This is a genomic window from Bacillus sp. DX3.1, assembly GCF_030292155.1.
Taxonomy (GTDB): domain Bacteria; phylum Bacillota; class Bacilli; order Bacillales; family Bacillaceae_G; genus Bacillus_A.
In genome coordinates this window covers 1,196,905-1,222,812 of sequence record NZ_CP128153.1, presented here as the reverse complement: position 1 = coordinate 1,222,812, position 25,908 = coordinate 1,196,905, and the positions used below count along the sequence as shown (strand labels likewise).

24 protein-coding genes, 3 pseudogenes and 1 other annotated feature are annotated in these 25,908 nt (G+C 35.6%); of the genes and pseudogenes, 13 read left to right on the top strand and 14 right to left on the bottom strand.

What is annotated here, in order from left to right:
• Positions 1-59 precede the first annotated feature (59 nt).
• Positions 60-298: a binding site (T-box leader), on the bottom strand.
• Positions 299-602: 304 nt separating this feature from the next.
• The 3 genes from putP to QRE67_RS06050 all read left to right on the top strand — a co-directional run bounded on the left by putP (position 603) and on the right by QRE67_RS06050 (position 3,926).
• The gene (gene putP, locus QRE67_RS06060) at positions 603-2,069 is read left to right on the top strand and encodes a sodium/proline symporter PutP (protein WP_286124003.1); all 1,467 of its coding nucleotides are present in this window, start codon (positions 603-605) and stop codon (positions 2,067-2,069) included.
• A gap of 409 nt (positions 2,070-2,478) precedes the next feature.
• On the top strand, positions 2,479-3,351 hold the full coding sequence (locus QRE67_RS06055) for an AraC family transcriptional regulator (RefSeq protein WP_286124002.1): 873 nt from the start codon (positions 2,479-2,481) through the stop codon (positions 3,349-3,351).
• Between the two features lie 182 nt (positions 3,352-3,533).
• A complete protein-coding gene (locus QRE67_RS06050; RefSeq protein WP_286124001.1) occupies positions 3,534-3,926 on the top strand; it encodes an Ig-like domain-containing protein in 393 nt (130 codons plus the stop codon).
• 148 nt (positions 3,927-4,074) lie between these two features.
• Here the strand turns inward: QRE67_RS06050 and QRE67_RS06045 are convergent, their stop codons facing one another.
• Positions 4,075-4,986, bottom strand: coding sequence for a DMT family transporter (locus tag QRE67_RS06045; protein ID WP_286124000.1), 912 nt, complete (start codon positions 4,984-4,986; stop codon positions 4,075-4,077).
• 221 nt (positions 4,987-5,207) lie between these two features.
• Between QRE67_RS06045 and QRE67_RS06040 the strand changes: the two genes are divergently transcribed.
• The 6 genes and pseudogenes from QRE67_RS06040 (at position 5,208) to QRE67_RS06015 (ending at position 11,210) form a co-directional block, all read left to right on the top strand.
• Entirely contained in the window at positions 5,208-5,939 is a 732-nt protein-coding gene (locus QRE67_RS06040) for an alpha/beta hydrolase (RefSeq protein WP_286123999.1), read from the top strand.
• Positions 5,940-6,031: 92 nt separating this feature from the next.
• Entirely contained in the window at positions 6,032-6,550 is a 519-nt protein-coding gene (locus QRE67_RS06035) for a YjcG family protein (protein ID WP_286123998.1), read from the top strand.
• A gap of 1 nt (position 6,551) precedes the next feature.
• Positions 6,552-6,974: a GNAT family N-acetyltransferase gene (locus QRE67_RS06030; RefSeq protein ID WP_286123997.1), complete on the top strand. Its 423-nt coding sequence runs from the start codon at positions 6,552-6,554 to the stop codon at positions 6,972-6,974.
• A gap of 101 nt (positions 6,975-7,075) precedes the next feature.
• Positions 7,076-9,139 carry an ATP-dependent helicase gene (locus QRE67_RS06025; protein WP_286123996.1) on the top strand — a complete coding sequence of 688 codons (2,064 nt, stop codon included), beginning with the start codon at positions 7,076-7,078 and terminating at the stop codon, positions 9,137-9,139.
• 58 nt (positions 9,140-9,197) lie between these two features.
• Positions 9,198-10,544 (top strand): annotated as a pseudogene (locus QRE67_RS06020) (IS3 family transposase).
• 210 nt (positions 10,545-10,754) lie between these two features.
• Positions 10,755-11,210, top strand: a complete 456-nt coding sequence (locus QRE67_RS06015; protein ID WP_286123995.1) for a CotY/CotZ family spore coat protein — start codon at positions 10,755-10,757, stop codon at positions 11,208-11,210.
• 5 nt (positions 11,211-11,215) lie between these two features.
• Here the strand turns inward: QRE67_RS06015 and QRE67_RS06010 are convergent.
• A pseudogene (locus QRE67_RS06010) lies at positions 11,216-11,623 on the bottom strand (transposase); the annotation flags it as partial.
• A gap of 95 nt (positions 11,624-11,718) precedes the next feature.
• Between QRE67_RS06010 and QRE67_RS28595 the strand changes: the two are divergent.
• On the top strand, positions 11,719-12,069 hold the full coding sequence (locus QRE67_RS28595) for a hypothetical protein (protein ID WP_353507069.1): 351 nt from the start codon (positions 11,719-11,721) through the stop codon (positions 12,067-12,069).
• 48 nt (positions 12,070-12,117) lie between these two features.
• On the opposite strand, the gene QRE67_RS06005 is transcribed toward QRE67_RS28595, so the two are convergent.
• The 3 genes from QRE67_RS06005 to QRE67_RS05995 form a co-directional block, all read right to left on the bottom strand.
• Positions 12,118-12,780 carry a class I SAM-dependent methyltransferase gene (locus QRE67_RS06005; RefSeq protein WP_286123994.1) on the bottom strand — a complete coding sequence of 221 codons (663 nt, stop codon included), beginning with the start codon at positions 12,778-12,780 and terminating at the stop codon, positions 12,118-12,120.
• 207 nt (positions 12,781-12,987) lie between these two features.
• Positions 12,988-13,155, bottom strand: coding sequence for a cytochrome C oxidase subunit III (locus QRE67_RS06000; protein ID WP_286123993.1), 168 nt, complete (start codon positions 13,153-13,155; stop codon positions 12,988-12,990).
• A 77-nt stretch (positions 13,156-13,232) separates the two neighbouring features.
• The gene (locus QRE67_RS05995; RefSeq protein WP_286123992.1) at positions 13,233-13,589 is read right to left on the bottom strand and encodes a DUF1360 domain-containing protein; all 357 of its coding nucleotides are present in this window, start codon (positions 13,587-13,589) and stop codon (positions 13,233-13,235) included.
• 128 nt (positions 13,590-13,717) lie between these two features.
• Here QRE67_RS05995 and QRE67_RS05990 point away from each other — a divergent pair, with 128 nt between their 5' ends.
• Entirely contained in the window at positions 13,718-14,140 is a 423-nt protein-coding gene (locus QRE67_RS05990) for a CotY/CotZ family spore coat protein (RefSeq protein ID WP_286123991.1), read from the top strand.
• Positions 14,141-14,193: 53 nt separating this feature from the next.
• Here the strand turns inward: QRE67_RS05990 and QRE67_RS05985 are convergent, their stop codons facing one another.
• Both QRE67_RS05985 and QRE67_RS05980 read right to left on the bottom strand, forming a co-directional pair.
• A complete protein-coding gene (locus QRE67_RS05985; RefSeq protein WP_286123990.1) occupies positions 14,194-14,943 on the bottom strand; it encodes a CotO family spore coat protein in 750 nt (249 codons plus the stop codon).
• A gap of 59 nt (positions 14,944-15,002) precedes the next feature.
• Positions 15,003-15,731, bottom strand: coding sequence for a glycosyltransferase family 2 protein (locus tag QRE67_RS05980; RefSeq protein ID WP_286123989.1), 729 nt, complete (start codon positions 15,729-15,731; stop codon positions 15,003-15,005).
• Positions 15,732-16,049: 318 nt separating this feature from the next.
• Between QRE67_RS05980 and QRE67_RS05975 the strand changes: the two genes are divergently transcribed.
• Both QRE67_RS05975 and QRE67_RS05970 read left to right on the top strand, forming a co-directional pair.
• Positions 16,050-17,018, top strand: coding sequence for a GDP-mannose 4,6-dehydratase (locus QRE67_RS05975; RefSeq protein WP_286123988.1), 969 nt, complete (start codon positions 16,050-16,052; stop codon positions 17,016-17,018).
• Positions 17,019-17,742: 724 nt separating this feature from the next.
• On the top strand, positions 17,743-18,075 hold the full coding sequence (locus QRE67_RS05970; protein WP_286123987.1) for a hypothetical protein: 333 nt from the start codon (positions 17,743-17,745) through the stop codon (positions 18,073-18,075).
• A 465-nt stretch (positions 18,076-18,540) separates the two neighbouring features.
• On the opposite strand, the gene QRE67_RS05965 is transcribed toward QRE67_RS05970, so the two are convergent.
• From QRE67_RS05965 to QRE67_RS05935, 7 genes and pseudogenes are all read right to left on the bottom strand, one after another.
• Positions 18,541-19,269, bottom strand: a complete 729-nt coding sequence (locus QRE67_RS05965) for a GT-D fold domain-containing protein (protein ID WP_286123986.1) — start codon at positions 19,267-19,269, stop codon at positions 18,541-18,543.
• 26 nt (positions 19,270-19,295) lie between these two features.
• Complete coding sequence (locus QRE67_RS05960; RefSeq protein ID WP_286123985.1) at positions 19,296-20,291, bottom strand: glycosyltransferase family 2 protein; 996 nt, start codon at positions 20,289-20,291, stop codon at positions 19,296-19,298.
• Positions 20,292-20,655: 364 nt separating this feature from the next.
• Positions 20,656-21,642 carry a UDP-glucose 4-epimerase GalE gene (gene galE / locus QRE67_RS05955; RefSeq protein WP_286123984.1) on the bottom strand — a complete coding sequence of 329 codons (987 nt, stop codon included), beginning with the start codon at positions 21,640-21,642 and terminating at the stop codon, positions 20,656-20,658.
• Between the two features lie 28 nt (positions 21,643-21,670).
• Positions 21,671-22,672: a glycosyltransferase family 2 protein gene (locus QRE67_RS05950; protein ID WP_286123983.1), complete on the bottom strand. Its 1,002-nt coding sequence runs from the start codon at positions 22,670-22,672 to the stop codon at positions 21,671-21,673.
• 183 nt (positions 22,673-22,855) lie between these two features.
• The gene (locus QRE67_RS05945) at positions 22,856-24,136 is read right to left on the bottom strand and encodes a UDP-glucose dehydrogenase family protein (RefSeq protein ID WP_286123982.1); all 1,281 of its coding nucleotides are present in this window, start codon (positions 24,134-24,136) and stop codon (positions 22,856-22,858) included.
• A gap of 38 nt (positions 24,137-24,174) precedes the next feature.
• Positions 24,175-24,984: a UTP--glucose-1-phosphate uridylyltransferase gene (locus QRE67_RS05940; protein ID WP_286123981.1), complete on the bottom strand. Its 810-nt coding sequence runs from the start codon at positions 24,982-24,984 to the stop codon at positions 24,175-24,177.
• A gap of 307 nt (positions 24,985-25,291) precedes the next feature.
• Positions 25,292-25,693 (bottom strand): annotated as a pseudogene (locus tag QRE67_RS05935) (IS3 family transposase); the annotation flags it as partial.
• Positions 25,694-25,908: the final 215 nt, after the last annotated feature.

The window sequence follows — 25,908 nt, the reverse complement described above, 5'->3', positions numbered from 1 at the left end:
TCTCTTTATCCTCCTTTTTAAACAAGCACTTAAACACAAAAAGGGAGTACTCATCCTATAAAAAGGACGGGTACTCCCGTGGTGCCACCTTAATTCGTTACAAACGTAACGCACTTTACCGTATCACAATTCAATACGTGTCTCTTATATCGATGAGATCATGTCGCCAAAGCCTACTTCTTTCGGTTCGGTTTGGAAGCTCCGAAGGCCATTCCATATTAATTCCATACTGATTCGCACCAACCATCAGCTCTCTGACATGTTCATAATATGTACTCTTCTTCATCAACGCTTGCATTTGTTAAGTTGAACCTATTATATTCCCTTCTTTTTTTATAAGTCAATACTTTTTAAATTTTTTTATTTATTGCTACATTCAATATTATATTGACAAAACAACCTATTTTTATGTAAAAATAATAAATACTCTATTAAAATATAGCCTTCTTGCCAGAAAATTATATATTCCCAAAATAATATACTGTCAAAAAACGCTTACATTTCAGAAAATTCTTATTTGTATATGGATTTTCTGATATAATCATGATAGATTATAATTATGCAATTCACCAAAAGACACTACTATAAGGAAGGGGAACTACATGAATACGCAGATTTTGATTTTAATTTCTATCTCGATTTACATGCTAGGGATGTTAGTCATTGGCTATTTTGCCTATAAGCGAACATCCAACTTAACAGATTATATGCTTGGCGGGCGTACATTAGGCCCCGCAGTAACAGCATTAAGTGCCGGAGCAGCTGATATGAGCGGCTGGCTGTTAATGGGGTTACCTGGTGCAATGTTTAGTGTTGGATTAAGTAGTAGCTGGATTGCGATTGGCTTAACACTCGGTGCCTACGCGAACTGGATCTATGTCGCTCCTCGCTTACGTACCTACTCAGAAATTGCAAACAACTCTATTACTATTCCAGAATTTTTAGAGCACCGTTTCCATGATGCATCTCATATGCTACGTCTTGTTTCTGGACTTGTTATTATGATCTTTTTTACATTTTATGTAGCTTCAGGATTCGTCTCAGGTGCTGTATTATTCGAAAATTCATTTGGCTTAAATTATCATGTTGGGCTACTTATTGTTGGAAGCGTTGTTGTAGCTTACACATTATTCGGCGGTTTCTTAGCTGTAAGCTGGACAGACTTCGTTCAAGGAATCATTATGGTAATTGCACTTGTCCTTGTCCCAATTGTAACAATTATGAATGTAAATGGTCTTGGGCCAGCATTCGATACAATTCGATCTATTGACCCAGCATTATTAAATATTTTCAAAGGTACTTCCGTATTAGGCATTATCTCATTATTCGCTTGGGGTCTTGGTTATGCTGGACAACCTCATATTATCGTACGCTTTATGGCAATTTCATCTGTAAAAGAAATAAAAAGCGCTCGCCGAATTGGTATGGGCTGGATGATTTTTTCTGTGGTAGGAGCTATGTTTACTGGTCTTATCGGTATCGCTTACTATTCAAAAGAGGGATTAAACCTCTCTGATCCAGAAACAATTTTCGTTGCACTAGGCAGCATTTTATTCCATCCACTCATTACTGGATTTTTATTAGCAGCTATTTTGGCTGCGATTATGAGCACAATCTCTTCTCAGCTTCTTGTTACTTCGAGTGCGATAACAGAAGACTTATATCGAACATTCTTTAAACGTTCTGCATCTGATCGCGAGCTTGTATTTGTCGGTCGTATGGCAGTGCTTGTTATTGCACTCATTGGATGTGGATTAGCATTTAAACAAAACGACACAATCCTAGCGCTTGTTGGCTATGCTTGGGCTGGCTTCGGTTCTTCATTTGGTCCTGTCGTTTTACTGAGCTTATACTGGAAACGCATGACAAAATGGGGAGCACTAGCAGGAATGATTGCCGGTGCTATAACTGTTATTACGTGGACACAGTTTAAGTTTTTAAAAGATTTCTTATATGAAATGCTTCCTGGCTTTACAGCAAGCTTACTTGCAATTATTATCGTGAGTTTACTAACAAAACCTTCAAAAGAAGTTGAAAAACAATTTGAAGAATTTGAAAAAACTGCATAATTAATAAAAAAGAAGGATCCTAAAATGAATCTATTTTGGATCCTTCTTTTTTACCCAAATATTATTTTCTTATAAATTGCAACTTTCACCAGTGAGTATTTTCTTCATCCCCCTCTGCTTCCTGCCGTTTGCAAAAATGATTGATATTCATACAAAAAAAGAGATTCAGAAAATGGTGTTAAACATTTTTATTGTGGAAGACTGTACTAATTATGATAAATCGGAACATGATGCAGAGCATATATGGAATAGATTTTGTTTATTAGAGATGTTCTCTACCCTTTAATTTGTTATTTTGCATGTTTGTGTATGAAACTTATGAATTAGAATAGGCCCTACATAATTGTGCACGAAATGTCGGATTGATACATTCAACTCCTGCTATTCTATTGATAAAGGAGGTCATATAATGGATTTGCTTAAGAATATGAATGGAGCGATAAAGTATATTGAAGAAAACCTTACGAACAATATTGATTTTAAAGAAGTAGCAAGGATCGCTTTCTGCTCCGAATATCATTTTAAAAGGATGTTTTCCTTCCTTGCAGGTATTTCACTATCGGAATACATCCGCCGTAGACGTCTTACTCTTGCAGCATTTGAGCTTAAAGATAACAATGTAAAAATCATTGACATTGCCATAAAATACGGGTACAACTCACCGGATTCTTTTGCACGAGCTTTTCAAAAATTGCATGGTATAACACCTTCAGACGCTAGAAATAATGGTCATTCACTTAAAGCTTACCCACGAATGACCTTCCAGTTATCCATTAAAGGAGGAAATGAAATGAACTATCGAATTGAAGAAAAAGAGGCATTTCGCATCGTTGGTATAAAAAAAAGAGTTCCTATTATTTTCAACGGGGTTAATCCAGAGATTGCCGCTATGTGGGAAAGTTTAGATGGTGAAACAATCAATAAACTTAAAATACTTTCTACTGTCGAGCCTATAGGACTGCTTAGTGCATCCACGAATTTTTCCGAAGGTAGGATGGAGGAAAAAGGAGAACTTGATCATTATATTGGCGTAGCAACAACTAAGGAGTGTCCAAATAACCTAACACAGCTTGAAGTTCCCGCTTCAACATGGGCTGTATTCGAAGCAATCGGACCATTTCCTAGCGCGCTGCAAGATGTGTGGGGACGCATTTATTCCGAATGGTTCCCCTCCTCAAACTATGAACAAATAGAAGGACCAGAAATCCTTTGGAATGCAGATAAAGATGTAACCTCACCAACTTTCAAAAGTGAAATATGGATACCGGTTTTAAAAAGGTAATATAATACGTAGATGAAAAAGAGCTGTTTCGACAGCTCTTTTCATTTTTCAACAAAAAAAAATTTGTTATGTACTCCTTAAACACAGAACTTAACAATTTCTTTATGTTTCGTTAAATTTATCATAACACTGTTTGTGTATAGTATGAGTATAGACTATACAAACAGAAAGGAGATTCGTAGTTGATGGCATCACTACAACACCAAAATCCAAAAAAATTTTCACCTATCACAAATGCTTCTTGTCCAAACATACAAACAAACTCATCTCAAATTTCACTTGTTCCTTCTGTTGTATCTGTAATTGGTGTGCATATACAAAAAAACAAACTAAAAATAAAAGTAGGACAAAGCGCAGAACTATCTGCTTCTGTCCTACCCATTCAAGCAACAAATCAAGAAATCCTATGGACGAGTATGAATCCTAAAGTTGCAACAGTTATCACAAAAAAAAATCAAGCCATCGTAACGGGAAAAAGCGCTGGACGAGCCGTTATTATCGTAACCAGTGCAGAAGGAAAATTTCGTGATTTATGCGTCGTCCATGTCCAGCCATTTATCACAAATCCTAAATAAAGTGACACTTTGATCAGCGGGGGCTTTCTTCATCATCCACTGCCCGCGCGCGAATAGCGGGATAAAGCGAAACTTCCATCAGCGAGGTGAGGTTTTCTTCCTTCCCTACTGATGGAAGTTTTAATAAATTTGTTCGTGCACAATAGCACTACGATTCTTGCGTATGTACAGCACCTTCCACCTGTTCTTTGTATACGCGCTTTTGCTGTTGCAATAAGAAAATAAATACACCACATAATACAAGGACGCTACCAATCACTTGCATGATATTTAATTTCTCACCGAGCAAGAAAAATGCAAGTATTGATGCTCCAACAGGTTCTCCTAAAATACTCATTGAAATCGTTGTCGCATTCACATAATTTAATAACCAATTGTTAATCATATGTGAAGCTGTTGGTACAATTGCAAGTAAAACGAATATGCCCCAGTCCTCTGTAGAGTAGCCCGTAAACGGCACACTAAGTACTACATTATAAATTGCTATAAATACACCCGCAAATGCAAACACAGTAAAACTATAAATCCAATGAGAAACTTTTTTTACTGTTGTTTGCCCAATAAATAAATAGCCAACAACTGCAATTACACTTAAAAAGGATAAGATATCCCCGATGATTGCCTGTTCACTTAAGCCTAAATCGCCCCACCCTATACACATCACGCCAAGGATTGCAATTCCCATTGTGGCAACTGCTGAATAAGTAGTTCTTTCTTTAAACAGAAAAAAACCTCCAACTAAAGATACGATTGGCTGGAGCGCTAAAATAATCGTTGAGCTTGCAACCGTTGTATATTTTAAAGATGCAAACCATAAAAGAAAATGCAGTGCCAAAAAGAATCCCGATCCTATTAAAAATCCCCAATCTCGCTTCTGAATTTTGCGAAACTCTTCTCGCTTTTTCCAAGCGATTGGAAGCATAATTAGCACAATAATCCATAACCGATACATACTTAAAATTGAAGACGGCGCCGAGGACATCTTTATGAAAACAGCTGCAAATGAAATAGCTATAATAGAAATCGCTAACGGTAATGCAATTGATTTCTCTTGTTTCAAATTTATTTCGCCCCTCTCCCCTGTGAAATTCCCACTTCATTATAGCTTCTTTTTTCGTCCACTTAAATACTAATTTTTTAGATTCTTCATACCATTATGGTAAAATATAAAGTGAACCTTCCATCAGTACGATTTTTCTTTATCACTCACTGATAGAAAGTCTTCACCAATCGTGCTCTTACGGGCATTTATCGCATATTTTTATTTAGGGGGATCCACATATGAATCAAGCAATGGGGAAAATAGAAGAACTTTCATTTTACAGTACATCACTACAAGAAGAAGTTACTCTTCTCGTCTATTTACCAGCTAATTTTACTCCGCTGCATAAACACACCATTGTGATTGCGCAGGATGGAAGAGATTATTTTCAGCTTGGTAAAGCACATCGCGTGATTGAACAGTTACGTGAAAATGAGGAAATTGACCGAACAATTATTGTCGGTATTCCATATAAAAACGTACACGATCGTAAAGAAAAATATTTTCCAAAAGACGTAAAAAACGCAGCATATATTCGCTTTCTTGCTCATGAACTCGTTCCATATATAGATGAGAAATATCCAACATACCAAATGGGAAAAGGCCGTGTATTAATTGGCGATTCTCTTGGTGGTACAGTGTCATTTATGACCGCACTCATGTATCCGCATACATTTGGAAAAGTCGTTATGCAATCACCATTCGTCGATGAAACCGTCCTCAGCCTTGCAAAAGATTTTACAGAGCCACAAACATTAGAAATTTATCACATCATTGGTACAGAGGAAACAGATGTGAAGCGAACAGATGGACAAACTTCTGATTTTGTACAGCCAAACCGAGAATTGCATGCATTGCTCACAGAAAAAAACTTTACAACACATTACGAGGAATTTGAAGGTAACCATACTTGGAAATACTGGCAAAAAGATTTACCAAAAGCATTTTCTCATATTCTATCAATGAAATAACAGGAAGCAGTATTCTGAATTATTTGATATAATAAAAAGAGAGATTTGTTTTCAAACAATCTAACTAGACTTACAAAGGGAGGAATTTAAAGATGAAACTAGGCATTGTAATTTTTCCATCAAAAATGATTCAAGATAAAGCAAACGGATTGCGTAAGCGTTATGATCCGCATTATGCATTAGTTCCGCCACATATCACATTAAAAACACCCTTTGAGGCACAAGATGGACAACTAGAGGCGATTGTGCAAGAATTACATACAATCGCAAACAAAACAAATCCGTTCACCCTTCATGTTGGAAAAGTAGGCTCATTTGCACCTGTTAATAATGTTATTTACTTTAAAGTAGAAAAAACACCTGAACTCACATTTTTAAACGAAGAAATGCATAAAGAATTTTTCACACAAGAGCAAGAGTATGCGTTCGTACCACATCTAACAATTGGACAAAATCTATCAGATGCGGAGCACGCTGATGTATTAGGTCGCTTACGTATGAAAGACTTTTACTACGAACAACCAATCGACCGTTTCCACCTTCTCTATCAATTAGAGAATGAAACGTGGACAGTATATGAAACATTCCATCTTGGAAAGGAGAACAATTAATTTGCAAGCACAAATCGTACAAACAGACGAGCAACTAAGAGACGCATTTTCTGTACGTAAGCAAGTATTTGTCGAGGAACAAAATGTATCTGCTGAAGAAGAATATGATGAGTTTGAGGAAATTGCAAAGCATGTTGTGATATATGATGAAGATATACCTGTTGGAGCAGGACGCTTTCGCACTGTTGATGGAATCGGAAAAATAGAACGCATCTGCGTTCTCGCTTCTCATCGTAAAAAAGGCGTCGGAAAAATCATTATGGATGCACTTGAGGCATATGCGAAAGAACAGTCTCTATCCAAATTGAAACTCCATGGACAAACGCAAGCGGAATCCTTTTATAAAAAACTTGGATACCACACTGTATCTGATATATTTATAGAAGCTGATATTCCCCACGTTGTCATGATAAAAGAATTATAATTTCTAAAACAGGAGGTGACCCCCTCCTGTTTTTTACATTGCTATTTTCCATTTCTTCCGCTAAAGTTAAAAGTTGATGCTACAGTTTTGAAGGTGAATTTATGACTCAAGAAAAATTTTCGCAAAAATCATTAACACATTCGAGTATTCCACAAGCAACGTATCATATTCCAAAAACCTCTGTCGATTTAATTCCAGAGAAAGATGCGGATGCTACTTATTTTCGTGCCCTTGAACATCAAGGTGTTTATTTAAATGAAAAACAATTAGAAGCTGTGCGAACGACGGAAGGTCCTGTTCTTACATTAGCGGGAGCTGGCAGCGGGAAAACATCCGTTTTAACGACTCGCGTCGGCTATTTAATCAATGTAAAGAACGTTCATCCACGTAATATTTTACTGCTTACGTTTACACAAAAAGCAGCTGAAGAAATCCGAAATCGCGTGGCAAACTTACCTGGAATGAATCATGCTGCAAGCCGTTATGTTGTCGCAGGAACATTCCATTCTGTCTTTTTAAAGTTGCTCCGCAGTCAAGGATATAATCAGCAAATTTTAGCAAATGAAAAACATAAACAAATTATGATAAAGAAAATCTTGAAGGAATTACGCTTAAAAGACGATTACGATGCAGAAACAATGCTCGCAATGATTTCACTCGAAAAAAATAAATTGAATCGTCCAAAAGATGTACAAGCAAAAACGCCTGTTGAACAGGAATTTCGCGAAGTATATGAACGTTTTGAAGACGCAAAACAAAAATATGGCTATATAGACTTTGATGATATCTTACTAGAAACATTTTATATGCTTGAAAATAACATTCCTTTATTAACACAACTGCAAGAGCGCTTCCACTATATCGAAGTCGATGAATTTCAGGATACATCCTATGCTCAATATGAGATTGTGAAGCTATTAGCTTCGCCGCGAAATAATTTATTTATCGCGGGAGATGACGATCAAGCCATTTATGGCTGGCGCGGGGCAAGCCACCAAATTATCCTCTCCTTCCCAAAAGAATTTGAGGATACAACGATTATTGCTCTGAACACGAATTATCGTTCTAATCCATTTATCGTTGGACTCGGTAACGAGGTCATTAAATTAAATCAAGAACGTTTCAAAAAAGAGTTATATTCCGTACATGAAGAAGGAATTCAGCCATTCTATATAAGACCGGAAACAACATTAGAAGAAGCAAATCACATCTTACAGCTCATACAAGAGAAAGTGGAACGAGGCGAGCGTAACTATCGCGATTTTTGTTTACTATATCGCACGCATTCCGTAAGCCGTTCTCTACTTGATCAGCTTACGATCCATAAAATCCCTTTTATTAAGCACGGCGCAAGCCAATCGTTTTATGAGCATTCCTTAATTAAACCAGTATTAGACAATTTGCGTTTAGCATTTGAACCATTCCGAATTGAATCACTCTCGAGCATATTGCCAACGATGTATATCGGTCGTGATGAATGTATTTCATTTATTGAACGTGAACAGTGGAAATATGGTGAAGGAAGATTCCCTTCCTTGCTTCACTTTCTATTACTCAATCCAAGTTTAAAACCATTTCAAGTGAAAAAAATAAACGACCGGATTGATTTCATTAAGTTTATTAAAGAATTAGAGCCAAAAAAAGCACTGAAAGAAATTATTAAAGGAAAAGGAAAATATTTAGAGTACTTACAAAGCAATGACCGCTCTTCCTTTACAATGCATAAAGACATACAGGAAGAAATGCTTGAGGAACTGATGGAATCCGCAAATCGCTTTACAGATATCCCTGCTTATTTAGAATTTGTCAGTACTGCGATTCAAAGTCAAAAAGAGATGGAAGCATTAAAAACGATGCCACAGCAAGACGCCGTTTCCCTCATGTCCATTCATAATGCAAAAGGACTAGAATTCCCATGTGTCTTCCTGCTTGGGGCAAGCGATGGCATTTTGCCTCACTCCTCTTCTTTAAAAGATGCAAATGACCGCGTGACTGACACTTCTGAAGCATTGGAAGAAGAAAGAAGACTTATGTATGTTGCCATCACTCGTGCAAAAGAAGAACTCTACATTTCCTCTCCGAAATTTTTCAGAGGAAAAAAATTAGATATATCACGATTTTTATATATTGCAAGAAAAGATCTACAAAAAAAGTCAACACCTTAACATATGAACTGCACCCCAATTGTTAGACACAACTAACAATTGGAGGTGCAGTTTTTTTATGGTGAAATTTTCTTCACAAGAAAAAATACAAGTAGTAAAAGAATATTTAAATGGTAATGACGGAGAAAGAACAATTGCTAAATCTTTCGGTGTACATCCTAGTTTACTCCACCATTGGATTAAACTATATGAACTTTTTGGTGACGATGCTTTTGAAAAACGCTATACATCCTACCCTGCGCAATATAAACTAGATGTACTCAATTATATGAACGAACAAGGGACGTCTATCAGGGAAACAGCAGCGTTTTTTAATATTCCATCTCCTGAAACACTTCGGAAATGGAAAATCGCTTTTGAAACTCAAGGATTTGATGCCCTACAATCAAAGAAAAAGGGGCGTTATGAAAAATAAAAATCAAAAAACACAGGCACCAGCTGAAGGATCAATTGAAGCACTTCAAGCGGAGTTAGAACGTTTACGGATGGAGAATGCGTATTTAAAAAAGTTGAATGTCTTAGTTCAAAACAAGGAAAAATCACCAAACAAGACAAAGCGCAAGTAGTCTATGAATTAAGGCATGAATTTCCGGTGAAAGCACTTCTACTGTTCGCAGATATTCCGCGTAGCACGTATTATTATTGGGTAAAAAACTTCGATAATCCTGATCCGGATGCAGAGTTAAAAGTGTTAATTCAAACCATTTATGACGAACATGAAGGGCGTTATGGCTATCGACGTATTCGTGATGAGCTTACAAATCGCGGGCACAAAATAAATCATAAAAAGGTGCAGCGTATCATGAAAGAACTAGGATTAAAATGCCTTGTCCGCATGAAAAAATATCGCTCTTACAAAGGGAAATTTGGCAAGATTGCCCCTAATATTTTAGAACGCAATTTCCAAGTTGAAAAACCAAATGAGAAGTGGGTTATGGATATTACGGAGTTTAAATTATTTGGAGAAAAGCTATATTTATCGCCGATGTTGGATTTATTTAATGGAGAAATCATCACGTATACAATTGGTTCAAGACCAACCTATTCACTTGTTTCAACAATGCTAGATCAAGCTTTTGAATGTTTAACAGACGAGGATACACTCCTTATTCATTCTGATCAAGGTTGGCACTATCAAATGAAAAAATATCACCATACCCTTAATGAACGTGGCATTACGCAAAGTATGTCACGCAAAGGGAACTGTTACGATAACGCCGTAATTGAAAATTTCTTTGGCATCATGAAATCGGAATTTCTTTATCTAAAAGAGTTTGAAAGTGTAGAACACTTTAAGAAAGAACTAGCTAAATATATAAAATACTATAATCACAAACGAATCAAGGCAAAATTAAAAGGCATGAGCCCGGTACATTACCGAATTTATGCCCAACAAGCCGCCTAACGAAATAACTTGTCTAACTTTATGGGGTCACTTCAATATGCTGACTTTTTTATTTTACATCTCCCTCAAACAACATCCTGCTTATTGTCCAGCTCTATTCGTAAGAAAGTCCCCTGTTTCTCTAAAAAGAAATCAGCTTTGTCTCCCGTAATATCATCCCTTCTCGACTCATATTCTAATAGTGTAAACTGAGAATAAGGAGGGAACAAAATGAGTTGCAACTGTAACGACGAACACGATACATATTTTGATGCAAGCTGTGTATGTGATATCGTCCAATTCATACATGAATTACAAGAATCCCCATCTAAGGCTTATGAAATTCCCTTTCTTGGCTCGCGTTATAAAACAGGGATACCCAATACACGTCCATTTATTTTATTCACAAAATCAGGAAAACCATTTGAAGCATATGTTCCTTCCAAAAGTTCAAATTGCCGATCCCCCATTTTTCGTGTAGAGAGTGTAGATAAAGATTGCTGTGCCGTACTCCGAGCATTAATTGTTGTTATACGGGAAGAACCTGATTCTAGCCCAAATCCCGTCTGTACTTACTTAACTCTCCCGCATGCTGAATTACGTGCAACTCCTTCTTGTATCACTGTTGATTTAACCTGTTTCTGTGGTATTCAATGTTTACGTGACGCGTCTATTCCAAACTGCTAAAGTTTGACGATAATGGATTTACTTTTAATCAGCTCTGTTTCTATTGCGATTCCCACTGTTTTTTGGATAAGCATGTCGAGTAATCCTACATCCTTTAGGCGAAGCTTGCGAAATTTCGTTAACGAATTAGGCTTAATCACCGCATCTTCTGACGACATGTCGGATCGTGAGCGTTCGACAACATCTACATCTGATAAGTCAAAAATGGAGTTTAGCAATAAATATTTGAACATATGAACGGGCGGCACTTCATTGCGACCGTTATCGAGACAATATTTATTCTGCACTTCCTCTAAAACAAAAGAAAAATCAACCAGTTCATTCATTTGACAGAGCATATTATCTTTCGGTACGACGATATCATAAATCGCTATGAATGGGCTAAGGTTAAGAGATTGTTGGTTTGAGATCATCCGAGACACTACCTAGAATTAGTACAACTATTATACATGAAAATAGCGAAGGCTTCCTCGATGAAATCAAGGAAGCCTTCGCTTGTCTAAACTATATGGAGTTTTTCAGTGCCCTCCACCTGACACTTCTCTTTTTACCGCCGTATTCCCCAAATCTCAACGCGGTGGAGCATATTTTGGGATGGCTTGATTATAAATCAGTTTCATGCTACACGCAAAGACATTCGAAAATCAATCGTGTCCTTTATGGAGCATCTCGATGCATATTTTGGGAAGGTACTCCAGCATATCGGATCGCTAGCCATGTCGAAAAATTAATCGGGATTTATATAGTTAAAATCACAAATAAAATAAACTATAAAGAAATGTTAAAATTCCAATCATTCCTTTTACTTTACAATCTGATTAGGGAGGGACTTTTCAAAAGCATTACATATATTTTATAAAAATATTCATATATAAATCTAACACAAAGTGTCGAATTATTTTCATCATCATCTTATACTAGATAAATATTTTACAGGATGAACAATTGATAATCGCAAATGATTTGTATTTTCAAATTCCTCTTTGAGTTTCTGATTTTTTTCAAGGTAATCCTCATTAACATACATTAAAATATTTTGTGAGTACCACCATTCTACATCATAATTATTCCATATCTTACTTCTTATACAATCAATTGCTACGTATCTATATTTCTTAAATAAGGCCGCCCAATATTCTGGCCATTGCTCATTGAAATGATTATGGCCCCCCTGAAACGGAATTGCAGCCGAAAATAGAATGACTGCCCCAAGAGATGTTAGTGTTTCTACAAATGTTTCAGCACATTCAATGGGTAAATGCTCAGCAACCTCTAGCGATACTACTAAATCAAATTCCCTATTTAACTTAATAGGCTGTGTTAAATCCAATGCTATAAAAGCACCCTCTGGTATATGAAGCATATTCTGGTCTACGTAATCACCATCAATTCCTACTATATCTTTAACTCCTTTTTCTCTAAAAACGGATAACCACGTCCCTACCCCACATCCTATATCCACAACAGAATTAGGCTTAATGAAGTCTAAAACATACGGGATAACAATTTTTGCTGACCGTAACGATCCAACTTGTAACCATTGAAAATAATCTTTTTGATATGAATCCATATGCGTCTCCTTCTACATATTTTTATGGAATATTTATCAAATTATATATACCTATCTAACGTATAAGTTTTTCACCATACTGTTTTTCTTGCAAACATCTCACTAGGTTTAAATTTCAATTACATGACATTGTTTAAAAGATAATCAATGTTTTTAAAACACGACCTAAACAAAAAAATAAAAAACTATAAATTTTGAGCCTATATGTTACTTATCATCGTTTTGTTGCTCTGTATTACTCTTTTTCTTTCCGCCGCAGTTACAACCCTTTTTCTTCACAAAGCCTTGCTTCTGTAGTTTCTGCATCTGTTCTTGTTGTTGCATTTGATACCATGGATGAAGGTTATATGGATTTGGTTGCGGATTATCTCTCATAGCAAACATCTCCTCTACTGTACAATTCTATCTATATTACTATATGAACAACCTTTCCGCTCTGTTCCCCCATTTTGCTATTCAATGAAGCGTCCAATAACAGTTTCAATAATCGCTGCAACACCTGCAATAGCTAACAATAATATAAGTGGTTCTGCTACTTTCGGAATCCAATAATACAGCAAAAGTAACAACGCACTTACCCATACTCCTGTACACCAATAACAACTTAACAATTCACCAATCCATTTTTGTAATCCTTTTCCTTTTACTTTCGTATATGTAGTCACTGTTCCATCAGATTCACCAATTTGTAATTCTTCAATAAACGGCGTTCGCAAAAATGATGTAATTTTATCATAAACAATAAGGCGCGTTAAACGAAACGCGGCGCAGGAAAATACAGCAAATAACAACCAGCTATCCAGTAACAACTTCCTCATCTCCTCTCAAAAGAAATCATGCCTATTTCCAAAAAGACAAGCTTAGAATAGTAACCAATTCACACTCGTTTCAATATTCTATTAAAGAAAAGTAAAATGAATGATAAGGAGTGAAATACATGAATTGTAATGACAAACCCGGCCAAAAAAGTTTTGGCTGCGTATGTGATGTTGTAAAATTTATTGATGAATTGCAATCCGCATGCGTCGACTTTATCTGTACTTCCAACTGCTTCAACCCTATGCTAGGTATGCCGTCTAGCGGAATGAAAGCTAATACAAGAGTATTTTCTTTATACAGCAAAGATGCTACCATATTTGTGGCAGACTTCTTGACAGACAATTGTACCATAGACAGTTCAGAATTCTTCCGTGTAGAAAGCGTAGATGACTGCTGTGCTGTATTAAGAGTGTTAAAATTAGAAGACAGTGGAAATTTGGGTATATGTAAATTTAACAAAACAGATCAATGTATCATTGTTGACTTAAATTGTTTCTGTGCAATTGCATGCGTCGAAGATACTGTTATTAACGGCGTTTAATTATGTAAACTTAAAAACTATAAGCGGTAGAATTTTTTCTACCGCTTTTCTATTTACGCTAATCCTTTCATTTGTATCGTTTCAATATCTGCAAGTGCTATAGTAACAAAATCGAAATAAATGCTACTTTTCATTTTCAAAACCTCTTTTTCAAATGATACGATATATCCAACATATACCTTTTTCTTCGTTTGAACTGCATACTGGATATTAGGAATGTAATGTGGTCTATTTAATACATAATTGATTTTTTCTACGTTGGTCATTTGTGTAAAAACTTTCTTTTCCTCTATTTCTGCTTTATTATCAACTGAAACACTTTCCTCTTCAAACGAAAAAAGTTTTTCTTCTACATCTTTCTCTATTTCCACTTCATTATCAACTGAAACACTTTCCTTTTCAAACGAAAAAAGTTTTTCTTCTACATCTTTCTCTATTTCCGCTTCATTATCAACTGAAACACTTTCCTCTTCAAACGAAAAAGGTTTTTCTTCTACATCTTTCTCTATTTCCTCCTCATTATCAACTGAAACACTTTCCTCTTCAAACGAAAAAGATTTTTCTTCTACATCTTTCTCTATTTCCGCTTCATTATCAACTGAAACACTTTCCACCTCTGAACTAGGCACATTTGGTAAACTTTCACTCTTATCTTCCTTATCTAAATCTAATTGATATTGTTCAATAGAATTTTGTTTTACAATAAATACTTTTTGCATATCTCCAACTGGTTGCGAGCTTTTTGGTTGAACAATATAGAGAAGTGGTTGTTGTTCTGTAGAAGTTTTTTTCTCCTTTCCCATCGTTTTCCCTCCCCTGGTTGACTTACTTACTGATCCTTTTCACAGCCATCTACATATAGTTACTTAAAAATGTCCTTTGAATCATACTCAATATATTCTTTAAAATTGTTGATTCTCCTTAACACTGTTGATTTTTGAAAAAGTTTATATTCTTGAAATGTAGAAGTATGATGACGGATGTTAGGATAACGAATATACACATAGTTATATTTAGAAGTACTATATAATTTAAAACCTTTTCTTAAACAAGCCTTCAAAAAAAGCGTATCCTCCCCAACATTCACTTTTTCAAATGTCACATCTAGAAATATTTCCTTTTTAAAAACGAAAGTGGCACCTAATAAATATTTTTTATACAATTCTTCTTCCAGGCATAACTCAGTAAATTCTTTCTTTTCGTTAAACAGAGTAAGCATTTGATTACTAAGATAATAAATAAAAACGGTACTCTTCCCAACCAGATCTGCACCACTTACTTGTAATCCCTTCATTGCCTCTTCTAAATAATATGAAGAGTAATAATCATCATCATCAAACTTTGCAATATAATCATATTTTGCTTTCGGAATAGCGAAGTTATAACATTCCCCAAGTGTAATACTGCTTTCCAATTGAAAAACACGAACATTTTCAATTTCCTGTGCCTTTTTCTGCCACCTATCTATATCCATAGCATCATCATTCAATATAATAATTAATTCTTTTTCCTTATACCGTTGACGCTCATAATTGTTAAACACATTCTCCAAAAGACGTTCACGCTTTGTAACAGCAATGATTGAAAACATTTATTCGCCCCCATTATTATTTATTCCCCTCTGGGGCCCTATATCCCTACACAAACCGTGCTTATAACATCATACGAATAACATACATTGTATATTCCAAAAATCTCCCAGAACGTTCCATTCCGCCGTTCATATACTGTTATTGGCGAATTGTTTTACAGTTTAAAGTGAAACTTTCCTCAATGGAGGTTAGTTGAACAAATCGGACTCTTACGGGCGGTTTATCCCCCATCTAACTTCTTTACTTTCTGCATAACTTTGAGGTGGAGTCTTAGGGATAAAACATACTTTCGTACACAACAGCACGAGGTGAGCAAATTGACAAAAACAGTTGTGGTTACTGGAGTCGCTGGTTTTCTTGGTTCTTATTTAGCTAAAACTCTCTTAAACACAAATGGAACTTTCGTAATAGGGTTGGATAATTTATCTACTGGAAATATAAAAAATTTGCGAGAAATACTTCATAATAGTAATTTCAAATTTCTACAAGCTGACGTATCATCATCTGATATTTTACAACTAGTATCCCTATCAGCAGTAGATGAAATCTATCATCTTGCATCTCCCGCCTCTCCAAAATTCTATCAATCAACTCCATTTGCAACTATTGATGTAAATATTCAAGGAACAAAAAATATGCTGGAATTAGCGAAACGAACAGATGCAAAAATTCTATATACGAGTACGAGTGAAACTTATGGAGACCCAGAAGTTCACCCGCAAAGTGAAACATATCGGGGGAACGTTAATACATGGGGACCGCGCGCCTGCTATGATGAGGCGAAACGGATGGGGGAAGTGCTTTGTTACTTGTATCATTCACTTTACAATATCTCTGTTAAAGTAGCTCGGATTTTTAACACATATTCCGCAGGACTCCGAAATGATGATGGGAGGGTAATCTCAAACTTTGTAACGCAGGCTTTAACTGGTGCTGATATTACTGTATATGGAGACGGTTCGCAAACTCGTTCGTTTTGCTATGTGACGGACACAGTGCGCGGACTAATGCTGATGATGGAGAAAGAGGAGGCAAATGGAGAAATTATTAATATTGGAAATCCTATAGAGTATAAGATTATTGATGTTGCTCATATTGTAAAAAAGCTGACAGGTTCACAAAGCAACATTACCTACCACCCGCTTCCAGAGGATGATCCGAAGCAACGCAGACCGGATATTGCAAAGGCAAAGCAATTACTTGATTGGAAACCGCAAGTAAATTTAGAAGCAGGGCTAAAGTTAACCATTCATACTTACAAAAAGAAATTAGATTTATATTCCTAATTAATAATGCCAAAACATTATAATTATGTGTAGTAAAAGCCACTTTAGGCAGGTTTTGTACAGAAAGATCACTTATGTCTACATAAAGTGGCTTTTTATAAATGCTTCTATCTAAATTTTATTGTTAAATGAATGTACATTTTTGATGAGCTATTGCCCCCATTGTATAAGACGAATGAACCGCGTAATAAACTTCAGAAGCCCGGACAATTTTGTGACTTTTAGCAACTTTAAATTTAGGTTATGTTAAATTTTATTGTTGATAATGGATAAGATATTATAAATATTCCACACTAAAGGTATGAACTCATGGAACGGGAGCGATATGCATTACAATGACACTGAGCGAACTACGAAATGAAATTTTGAAATTAAATGATACAAGTAAGTATCGACTATTTGCATTTCTAGAAACGTCTGTGCGTATCGCTATGCAAGAAACCGAGCCAATTATCAAAGAGAAACACCAAAAGGGGTTCGTATGTGCTCATTGTGAAAATCAGACCGTGATACGGTTTGAGATTTACAAAATGATGAAAAACGGAAAAAAAATCGTTCATCGGCAGTACAAATGCAAGTCTTGCCGTAAATCATTTAGAGATCTTACAAATACGCCGTTGCACCGTACTCGAAAACATGAGCAATGGTTAGAGTTCATGAAATGTATGAAGGATACTCTCTTCTTAAATCTGCTGAAATCATTAGAGATATTTCATAGGTTACGTTGTTTTATTGGAGACATAAGCTGTTAGCTGCTCTTCAACATATCCATTGTGCCGTATTTGAAGGTGTAGTCGAGACGGACGAGACATATTTCTTATATTCCGAGAAAGAAAAACGAAACATTGTAGGTCGTAAATCAAGAGAGCGTGACGGTTCGTCTTCGTTTCGTGGCATTAGTAAGGAACAAGTATGCGTACTTGTGGCTCGTGACCGTCAGAAAACAACATACTCTAGTTTATTAGGTATGAGGAGAATCGTAAAATCTCGTTTAGATAAAGCTATCGGAGAGTATTTAGCTTCTGATAGTATCCTCCTTCTGAAGCATCCATCATAATGCATTCTATGGATAGGGGAGCCAATGAGTTTTTTTACGAAGTGCAAGAGGAAACCATCTTTTCTGGAGGTGAGAGCATTCTAGACGACTTTGAATATTTCCCATTAGAAGACGAACTAGAAGATATATTCTGGGACTTTTATGAAGCAAATGACGAAAAAATTAGTAAATTCTAACATTTTTTTTTGTAGAGTGGTGTTCAAACTGTTGGAATGAAGCTGGAGGCATAAAATTTGAAACACCTTCTTACGTTTGTTTCCATGATGAAGGACGGTACTTGGACTTAAAACAGCCTAAGTGGATTTCAGACGAAGATAAGTGGCAGGCTTAGTACAATTCAGCCATAAAAAAAATGCCTTTAACGAAAGGCATCCTTTTACACTCTCAAATCAACATTATATTTTAATATAGCCTAAATTTAAAAAGGTTCTCCATTGAAACACCTTTGAAGCATCCCTAATCCTGCTAATTCTTCCACTGTTTAAATATTTCACTAAAGTTAAAGCTATGTCCATCAATTACCATGTCAAGTGCGTGACCGAAATCGATAGCGATTCGCCCTGTTGAATTGGCTAGCATTGGTGTTAAGATAGTTGCTGGTATACCTGCAGCTAGTAAAGCAATGTTCCAATCATTGTTTTTCGCTAAATATTCATGCAATTCTTTTATATGCTGTGTTCCTTCTAGTGGCAAAGCAATTGTTACATTCACATGATTTTTTTGAAAATACGGTATAGCCTCTTGTGCACGTCTGCCAATAAGGGCTATCTTTTTCTCTCGAAGGAGTTCCCAAAACTTTTGTTCCTCTATCATTTCATGTGTTATCCAAACTGAACATATTTTTTTAGGGATATAGTGTAAGTGATGAAATAATTTTTTAGTATTCTCATACCAAAATTCTCCTTGATTTTCACAGTCCTGTCTAATAAATCCTGCCACATTTGTTGTTTTCATAGATTTCAATACTTTTCTGGCTGTAGGTTCAATAGACTCAGTAAAACCATTGTATGATCTGAAATCATTCATTATATTGAATATTTTCCGATTAAATTTCCAACTTAAACAAGAAATTTCTGCATGTGAAAATCGAGTCAATGAAAATGCTTCTTTCTTATTTACCGCTTCCTCTAAAAGAGCAAGTACTTCATAAGTACTCAAAAACTTATGTTGATAACTATGACAATTGCATGACACGGAATCACCTCAATAATCATTTTTTATTACAGATCACCACTATAAAATTCGAAAATGTTTCGATTAGGTTCCATTCCACACCTTTTTAATGACCCAATCAGTACATTCTTATGGACGGTACTATCTAATAAAATTACCCCGTCTAATTTCCCGCTTTTGAACCACGACTTGAGTTGTGGGAGATAACTTCTTTCCTTCTTATAAATCATTAATGGAATTTCAAGTGATGATTTTGACTGCCCTACAAATAATTCACAGCCTATTCTGCTTCCAATTACAATAAATTTTGGAGAATCCTGCCGATTTCTATAAATTGTATTTCGAACATATTTTGAAAATGAGTAAAATAATTCTTTCACTGTTTCGTGCATATTCTTATTGGATAGAGATTCATTATATCTTCGATAGTGATAAAGTACCTCAGGGACATTTTCTATTGGACCTAAAGTAATGAGTCTAGTCCACAGATCATAATCATAAGCAATTCTTAAGTTAGCATCATATTTTCCTGCTGTTACATAAGCACTTCGTGAAAACATTACGCTTCCATGAGTTAATGGACAACCATGATATAAGCATGACGCTATCTGAGAATTCGTCCGAAACCAATTTCTTCCACTTTCAAAATAAAGATCTTCCTCCGATAGTTGATTTTCGCCCGGGATACACTTAATCCAAGAACCTACCGCAACTAGTTGGAGATGTTCTAAAAGATAATCAACTTGTATTTCTAGACGCTTAGGGACACTAATATCATCCGCATCATGAATTGCAATCCAGTCCCCTTTCGCATGCTCAATACCTATGTTAAGTGCCTGAGCTGCCCCTTGATTACTTGAAAGATGTATTATCCTCACTCTAGGATCTACAATTTTATCTAAAAGATGTGAAGTATTATCTGTTGAAGCATCGTTAACTATAATCAGTTCGTAATGCTCGTATGTTTGTGAAAGAATACTGTCAATTGCTTCTTGTATAAATTTCTCGCCGTTATAAACAGCCATTACAACAGATATAAACATTAAGCAACTCTCCTTAATTTTAATTAACTAAAGGACTTCTCCCATATCCTTATTAGATTATGTTTTAAGTAAGATGAATGACAGGGCTTTTATCCGTTAATTATAACAAATTCAAATTATATAAATATTATAAATATACGTGTGAATATGGTACGAAGACATTTGATTCTTTAACGAACACGCCATTAAATGGGACAAGAGTAAACCCGTTTTATCTACTTCCAACGAAACTAGAATGTTTTGTCTTTTCTTAGCGATTATACACACCTAATATTAATATCTGTCTTTAGCATAGATTTATCTTAAAATCTAGTAAACCAAAGGAATTACTCAGGGGAGGTTATGATAAAACCATGCCCAAATCTCAGTTGTTATATCCATCTGGATTGGCTCTATACCATTGCCATGCAGAATGAATCATATCTTCCAAAGAATATTTAGGCATCCAACCGAGTTCCTCACAAATCTTTTTTGCAGATGCAACTAAATAAGGAGGGTCCCCCTCTCTTCTTCTCTCGTATACAATGTTTGCTTTCTTCTTTGTTATTCTCTCACACTGTTCAATAATCTGTTTAACTGAGTATCCTTTATTATTACCTATGTTGTAAATTCTTCTCGTGGGTGAAGAATTTAGTAATTCTTGCAACGACAATATATGTGCCTCTATCAGATCAAGCACATGGATGTAATCACGTATACATGTTCCGTCTGCAGTACTAAAGTCGTTTCCAAATACAGATATGTATTTGGATTTTCCTGACAGGTGCAAAAGAACATTTGGAATGAGATGTGTTTCAGGGTTATGATGTTCCCCGATTCGACCGGAAAAATCAGCGCCCGCTACGTTAAAGTAACGAAGAATTATATAATCCAGCCCATATGTTTTAAAGCAATCATCTATCATTTGCTCAACAATTAACTTAGAACGCCCGTATGGATTGATTGGGGATGTAGGAGATTTTTCATTTAAAAATTCGTTTTCCGCCAATCCGTATGTGGCACAAGTAGAAGAAAAAATTATCTTCTTGATGTTATGGTTCACCATTGCCTTTAATAGGTTAAAGGAACTTATAACATTGTTTTCATAATATTTAAGCGGATTGGACATAGATTCGCCAACTAAGCAACTCGCGGCAAAATGCATAACGGCCTCAACACTGTATTGAGTAAAAACCCGTTCCAGCAGCGGATAGTCTCCTATTTCCCCCTCAATAAATACAGCCCTAGGATCCAATGAGCGACGATTCCCTGTCGAAAGGTTGTCAATAACTAGTACATAGTACCCTTTATCTAATAATTCTTTTACTGCGTGACTACCTATATAGCCGGCTCCGCCTAAAACTAGTATCATAGTCCACCTGCTTTCCTGAATCATGTTGCTATTCAATCTTAAAAATATGCTCATCCATCCTTAATCCTTTACCAATAAGCTTTTTCATGAAGCGACGTGATTGATGATCACTCATTACAAATACACCATCGATGATATCTTTATTTAGTAAATCTTTAATTTCCCTTTCCCTCAGTTCTCCGCTGCGACTAATATATCTTTTAACATTCATATTGATATGAGGAGCAATATTTATCTTAAAGAATTCACATTTATTTCGAGATGCCAATACAATAACATTCGGACTTTTATTATGGAGGTAGCCTTTATTGCGACAGATGGCGTCTCGTATACCCATTGTGGCAGCCAATAATAATTCTTTACCTACCGCAATAGAATCACCATGACTAAGGGAATTAGGAAGAATACGATAGTGATACAACACCTTAGGTATCTTTTCAAATGGTGCAATTTCAAACAGGCGGAACCATAGGTCGCGGTCATACACTATTTTAAAGAGAGGATTATATCCACCCACACGGTGGAACGCTTCTTTTAAAAACATTACTGAACCATGACATACGTAACATGTCAGAAATCTTGACGTATAAACCTCTTCTTTAGACATTACCTTATTAAAATAGAACTCATGAGCATACAAAGAATTTTCCGAAACCAGTTCCTTTCCTGCTATCCCTTTAACGAAAGAACCTACCCCAATAGCTTGAGGATGGTCTTTTAAATAGTTAACCTGTTCCTCTAGCCTCGTTGGAGTACTTATATCATCGGCGTCTTGGACAGCAATCCATTTTCCCTCTGCTTGATTGATTCCTTGATTGAGACAGAACGCAGCTCCATGATTTCTTTCTAAATGTATCACTCTGACTTTTGTATCTTGTATAGCGTCTAAAATTTCCTTTGTTCTGTCTGTCGATCCATCATTCACAATGATGTATTCAAACTCTGTATATGTTTGATCCAAAATGCTCTCAATACATTCCCGAAGGTACTCTTCTCCGTTGTAAACAGCTGTTACTACAGAAACTAGCATGTTCTTCCCCCTCTCCTCCTCAAAAATAGATTGATAATAAATGCTAAAGTGGGCTGTTCATTTAGTGAATAAATAGATTTTTACTTTTTTATAAGAAGAACGGACTGTTTCCACTAAATGTGAAGCATGCAACCTATATTAGTTTATTAATTCCTTATCCTTCCATGGCCACTCTTATATACGTTATGGGTATGCAACACCTCTATAGATAAATCCTAAGCGCTTAATTTTTTCAGCGTTCAAACAATTCCTTCCGTCAAAAATAATAGGATTGGTAATCTTATCTTTTATTGTCTCCCAGGGAAAATCCTTATATTGGGACCAATCGGTACAAATTAAAATAGCGTCCGCATTTGTGACTGTCTCTTCTACTGTCTGATATTGTTTGAAACACGAAGAAGATAATGTAACCACAGGGTCGTGAGTTTTGATATTTACCCCTTCTTTTAATAAATAGTTAGCAACAATCAAGGAAGGTGATTCCCTTATATCATCTGTATTCGCTTTAAAAGACAGCCCTAGAATAGCAATTATTTTCCCTTTCAAACCGCCAAGCACCTGTTGCATCTTCTCCAAAACATAGAAAGGCTGCGTTTTATTTACGTTTACGGCGCCTTTTAGAATAGATAGTGGGGCTCCATATTGATTCGCCGTATCCAATAACGCATTAACATCCTTTGGAAAACATGACCCGCCATACCCTATGCCGGCCCCTAAAAAACTGGTTCCAATTCTTTTATCCAATCCCATTCCTTTTGCTACATCCGTAATATTTATATTCAGTTGGTCACATAATCTTGCCAATTCATTAATGTAGGAAATTTTCAAAGCTAAAAATGAATTAGCTGCATACTTAATCAACTCGGAAGCTCTTGGAGTCGTTTCCACATAAGGACATGATACATCTCCGAATACTTCACGCATTTTTTGAAATGCTCTCTCCCTAGAAGCCCCCACCACAATCCGGTCTGGATGTAAAGCATCATATAGAGCCGATCCTTCCCGTAAAAATTCAGGATTTGATACAACATCATATTCGCACGGGACTATTAGTGATTCCTTAATCCACCCTGTTACCTTTTCAGCTGTACCAACTGGAACCGTGCTCTTCGTTACAATAGTTTTGTAGCCGTTCATCAGCTTCCCAATGGATTTTGCCACCTGTTCCACGTATATCAAATTGGCGCTTCCATCTTCTTTTTGAGGTGTTCCTACACAAATATAAATCACTTCACTATTTTGAATTCCTTCTTCTATATTTGTAGTAAACGCAATATTTTTTTGCTGCAAATGCTTGTTTAATAATTCTTCAAGACCTGTTTCATAGAAATGTAGCTTCCCAGTTTGTAAATTTTCAATTTTATTTACATCCACATCCAGTCCTGTTACCTTGTGACCTTGTTCAGCAAAAATCAAAGCTGTTGTAGTTCCTACATATCCTGTGCCAATAACCAATATATTCATATTTTCCTCCTTAAAGAACACCTGTAAATTGCAAGGAGCTATTCCATTTTTTTAAACACTTCATTTATAAGTGCTATATATTCACTCTCTTTTCCTAAATCGAAGCAGTGTTCCTCTAATACTTTTGCCATATAGTTTTTAGTAAGAAGCATTTGTTTCATTGCATCTGTTAATTGAATTTCATTTCCTACACCAGGAATAGTTTGATTAAGAAAGAAGAATATTTCAGGGGTAAAAACATAACGCCCTATAGCAGCCAGGTTAGATGGAGGAGAACTTTGAGGTTTTTCAATTATATCGGTCATCTTATATAAATTTTGTTCTATCTGAGTTCCTTTTATTACTCCGTATAATCTTAAATCATCTTGTTTCATCTCCTTAACACCTATAACGTTTGTTTGATATTCATCATAAATCTCTATTAATTCGCTTAGCATACCTTTTTCTTCATTCATAAAAATTTGATCGGGAAGCAATACAGCAAAAGGCTCATTACTTACAAATCGCTCTGCTAGCTGCACTGCAGCTCCTAATCCAGTTGCATAAGTTTGACGTATATATTGAACATGAACGTTTGGAGGGATAACTGTAGAGATTAAATGCTCTTTTTTATTTTTTGTTAAGAACTCTTCTAGTTCTATAGAACGATCAAAATAATCCATAATCATATTTTTAGATCTAGATGTGATAATAAGAATTTCCTCAATACCAGCATCAATTGCTTCTTGTACAATGTAATCAATTGCAGGGCGACCGCAGATAGGAAACATTTCTTTTGGTATAACCTTTGTAATGGGAAGACTTCTCGTTCCATACCCTGCAGCTGGTATAACAGCTTTTTTTATCAAACTCGATCACCTCATTTCCTAATACAATAAAAAGTAACTCTGTTATGTGTAACTACAACGAACCATTCTCTCGCTACATTAATCAATATATTTCAAAGACTATTTTTGGTTACATCTTGTCAATTTTTTGGGTAAATATCACATAAATATACATGTAGGGCAACAACTTCAAAGTTGTTTTTAAACATCACAAAAAAACCTCCTAAATTGTATTTTTACAATTTGAACTGCCCTCCAACTGTTAGACACAATTAACAATTGGAGGTTGGACTTGTCGATATTTACTGGACACTAAGTTCGGTTAATATTATGAATAGGCTTTTTCAAACTCGATAGGAGAAAGGTATTCCAAGGAAGAATGTATTCTTTTGGTATTGTAGTACAACTCTATATATTTAAATATTTCTTTTCGAGCTTGTTCAGGTGTTTTAAATTTGGCACCTTGAATGAGCTCTCTTTTTATGGTTTTATAAAAGGATTCCATTAATGCATTATCATAAGGGTTTCCTTTTCTACTGACACTCGAAACAGCACCATACTTTTTTAGTGTGGCTTGAAAATTACTGCTTGTATATTGAGACCCTTGGTCTGTATGAATAATTAATCCTGTTTTCTGATGTTCTTTCTTATATCCTTGTAAAAAAGCGTCTATCACGAGAGAATCTTTCATACGTGTACTCATAGACCAGCCAATCACTTTTCTGGAGTACATATTTAAGTGAAGAATAAAATTAATAGTAGCAAAAAAAATAATTTTACATATCATATTTGTGAAGTCAAAAAATTACTAGATACAAAAAAACAGCAAAATGATTAACAAAATATACTTATTAAAATTAGAATTTTTTAGGGTGAAAATTTTGTTATGAATCATTTCCCAGCTATTTCTCCTCCAAATACCAGTGGCATACTTCGATATTTTTA